At 65.0% G+C, this 4040-nt stretch carries 1 protein-coding gene and 2 pseudogenes; all 3 read right to left on the reverse strand.

Going from position 1 to position 4040, the window contains the following annotated elements; genetic code table 11:
- Positions 1 to 1206: pseudogene (locus AC0V2Y_RS27440) on the reverse strand (hypothetical protein); the annotation flags it as partial.
- Entirely contained in the window at positions 1203 to 2672 is a 1470-nt protein-coding gene (locus AC0V2Y_RS27445) for a hypothetical protein (RefSeq protein ID WP_475417940.1), read from the reverse strand. The gene AC0V2Y_RS27445 and the pseudogene AC0V2Y_RS27440, both read right to left, overlap by 4 nt.
- A pseudogene (locus tag AC0V2Y_RS27450) lies at positions 2669 to 4040 on the reverse strand (hypothetical protein); the annotation flags it as partial. The gene AC0V2Y_RS27445 and the pseudogene AC0V2Y_RS27450, both read right to left, overlap by 4 nt.

A 4040-nucleotide genomic window follows, 5' to 3' on the forward strand; every position in this document is an offset into this window, starting at 1 on the left:
GCCCAGGTCCGCTCGAATCGCCGAAAGGGTGTCTGCCGCCAGCGCTGCGGACGCTATAGAGCCGTTCACCAGCAAATTGCCGTTCAGCACCGTCCCCAATACCAGCCATGCGCCGTTGTCAAAATACTTCGTCACCGCATGTGTGGCGTCGTACAGCGTGACGGTGTCGCGGTTGATCGGCGCGCCATAACCGGCGTGGCCTAGCTCATACACGGCCGAGGCATCCGACCAGGTCGAATAGCCTGGCGCTGTCACGGTCACGGTGCCGCGCTGGCCAGTCGCACCGTCGGCAGCAAGGCGCGAAGCGGCGGCCCATTCCCCTGGGGCTATGTCATCGGTCGCCGTGCGCGCCGCGGCCGTGGCGCCCGAGGTGAACAGGTATGCTCCGCCCGCCGTCGGCACCTGCGTCGACCAGCCATTGTTCAGGCCCGTCAACACGCCCGTGGCAAACGTGAACGTGCATGCCGCGCTCGGCAGCGCCGGCGCGATGTTGGTGGTGCCGCGCTGGTAGATGCGCACGGGCGCCACATTCAGCCCATCCACGCCGTTCGTGCCGTTGGCGCCGCTGGCGCCGTCCTTGGCCAGCTGCACCGCCCCTGACCACTCATTGGCTGCGATATTGTCTGTGGCATTGCGCGAGCTGGCAGCGGCCACGCGCACGTACAGGGGCGTCGTGCCGGCAGGGATATTCTTCGACCAGCCGTTGGCCAGGTCGTTGCCGGCCGGCGTCGTGATGGCGGCCGTGGCAAAAGTAAAGATCACGTCACCTGGCGAATCACCAGGCGCGGCGGCGGCGCGCTTGTAGGCGAAGGCCTGGCCCGTGTTCAAGCCGGCCAGGCCCGTCTCGCCGGCGACGCCATCGAAGACCTTGCTGATCATGTAATTGCCGACGTAGTCGACGCCAAACTCACGGATGCGCGCCTGCACCAGGGCCGTATCCGTGGTCATGGTGGCAAAATTGACGGTGGCCACATTGCCGTTGACGGTCATCTGCGTGCCGGCAGACACTGAAAACACGATATCGCCCACCACGTTCACCGGCTTGGCGGTAATGGCAATCGAGCCGGGCGCGCCAGCGCCAAGGCTGTTGACGCGAAACACAGGCGTGCTGCCTGCCAGCAGGATCGCCTTGCCGTCGGCCGTCGTGCTGAAGCGCTCCGCCGTGGCCTGCAGCAGCGTGTCACGGGCGCCACCGATGGCGGTCATACCAGCACCCCCACCGTCACGCGCCCGGCCAGCCATTGGTGCGACAGCAGCACCACGACACCGGGCACGCCGCCCTGCAGGCCGAAACGATCATCGCGCAGCACCACGGGCTGCCCCAGTTCCAGCATCATCAATTCAGGCTCCCCATCAAATTCGTAAATCGTGCGCTGCACCTTGTTCAGGGCCAGGCGCCGTGCCGCTTCCGCTTGCGCGTCTGCGTTCGTCTTGAGGCAGGTTTCAATTTGCGGCGGGTCGTCCGTCAGCCGGTACCGCGCCTTTACCGCAGCATCGACCGCCGTTTCCGTCAACCACTCCGTCGCGTACAGGTCGGCGTGCGCCGGCGGAATGCTGGTGGTCAGGCTGGCCTGCACCGTGTAATTGCGGTCAAACGCAATCTTGACGGCCGCCACGACAGGCAGGCGCTGCACGACGCGCAACGAGCCCACCCGCATTTTCTCGGGACCAATTGGCACCGGAACGCCGGCGGCCGGCAGCGCGATCTGCACCAGGCGCAGCTGGCCGGTGCGCGACATGATCGCCTGGGCGCCCACGCTGGCCGCCAGCTGCTGGATGGCCTGCGCCTGGTTCGTCCGGTCCGCAACATACAGGCCCACCAGCTGCGGGTGGGCGGCATCGAAGGCGGCCAGGTTGGCTAGGTCCAGGTCGGCCAGGGTGAAGCGGTCCGAGGCCTTGCCATAGGCTGTGGCGATACGCTGCACCAACGGGGCAATGCGCGGCGTGTAGCCGCCGCCCTTGTCGCCCTGCACGCTGGCAGTGATCACGGTGGAAAACGGGTCGGTGGTCAGGTTGAAGCGTCCCGCCTGGTCATTCAAGGCAACGGCAATCGGCTTGCCGTTGGTGCGCACCTCGAACGTCGATTCCACCGCCCCGAGAAAGCCATACTCCAGGGCGGCCGGATTGGTCAGCAAGGGCGCCACGTTGTGGCATTCTCCGAACGGGATCGGCAGGGTCGCATCCTTGTTTGGAGTGGTGCCGCCCAGCTTGGCCTCGGCGATAGGCGTGTCCAGGCGCTGCAGCTTGTCCCGCAAGGACAGGTTGAGCGTTTCGCGGCTAGCACTGCCGATGTCGGCAATGATGCCGTCGAACACCAGGCGGAAGTCGCTGCGCGGCCAGCGCGGATCGCCTGACCAGGCCTTGATCGGGCGATTGCGCCACACGTCGCCCAGCCAGCTGTCAAGCTTGCCGTCGGCGTTGACCAGCTCGATATCACCACCCGACAGCCCTGCCTCACCAGTCAGGCTGACCTGCTCGGTGAAGGCCAGGCCGCCAGTAGCCAGCGGCAGATACACAGTATTGGCCGGCACCTCCGTAGGACCTGTGACATACGGCCGCGAAGCGATATACCTTGTCACCTCGCTGCCGGCCACGTTGACCTGGGCCTCGATCAGCACCATGCGAATGGCGCGCGGACTCTTCAGCCATGCCAGAAATTGCGCATCAGTCATTGGGAGTACTCCACTTGTTTCGCCCAGGCGGATGCCTTGGCGGATTTATCGACACCAGCCACGACCGTCTTGGCCGCTTTGTCGTTCGATTCGACGGTGGCGCGAATTGCGGCACCGGTCTGCTTATCCTGGTCGGCGCGCAGCCCCTTGAGTTCCTCACGCATTGCCTTGTTGTCTTCGCGCAGGCCACGAATTTCGGCGACCAACGCGTCGGAACCAACATTCGAGCCAGCCGAATAACGCATGGCGTCAAAAACTACGGGGGCGGGGGCGCTAGAAAAAGCGACTGGCGCAGCAACGGCTGGCGCATTGGTAAATTCCACACCCAGACCGCTCGCCGTGCCCATCGCCGCATGCAGGTTGGCGATGGCTTGCGCCACCGTCAGCACGCTATCGTTGATGGTGATTAGGCCCGAGACCTGGGCCTTGAGGGCATCCAAGCTGGCCTGCTGCACGTCGACCTGCGCCGAGGCCCATTTCAGCGCCTCGTTGTTGGCCGCCACCACGCGGGCGTAATCGGCCGCGTAGCGGGCATCCGAGGCGTTGACCACCTGGGACGCTGTCAAGAAGGCCTGCTCGGCAGCCGACAGCCCGGACTGCGCCGTCGTGTCGCCGGCATTGGCCGCCGCCAGGGTCTTCTCGAACTGGGCTCGTGCCTCGGCGTATTTCTGCTCCGGTGTTAGCGTCGACTGGGCGCCCAGGGCCATGCTGGCGTTCAGGCCATTGAGGGTGTCCACCCACGATTTCGACTTATCCAGCGCCGTTTGGGCCGCTGTCGCCTCTTTGTCGTAGGCCTTGGCCAGCGCATCCTTGGCGGTAATGACTGCCTTGGCCGCCTGCACCTGGTCGAACAGCGCACGGTTGACAGCGGCGATGCTGGAGCGCTGGATGGCCAGCAGCTCCGTTTCGCTTTTTGTCAGCTCGTTCAGCTGCTTTTGCAGGTCCATCCGCTCGCTGGCGATCTCGCTGGCGGTCTTGACCACTGCGGCATAGTTGCCTGTCGCAGCAGCCAGCTGGCTGCTGTAGTCAGCGGCCGCCTTGAAGGCAGGCGCCAGGGCCAGCAGCTTGATGTACAGCTCCTGGTCTGCCGCGCTGGCCAGGTTCAGGCCCAGCACCTTCTTCTTGTAATCGTCCATGGTCGTGGTGCCGGCTAGGCCGAGCTTGCCCAGCGTATCGGCCACGGTTGACAGCACGGGCGCCATTTGCTCGGCTTCCGTCAGGAAGTTTTCAGCAAAGAAACTGGTCCCGCTAGTGAGCGAATCCAGGCTGCCGGCCAGCTTGATCAGGTTCTCGCGCGCACCGATAGTGGCTACACCCACGGCGCCGAAGGCATCCTGCGAAGTGCGGCCGATCAACAGCAGTGCAGCA

This window comes from Janthinobacterium sp. BHSEK (genome assembly GCF_056174685.1).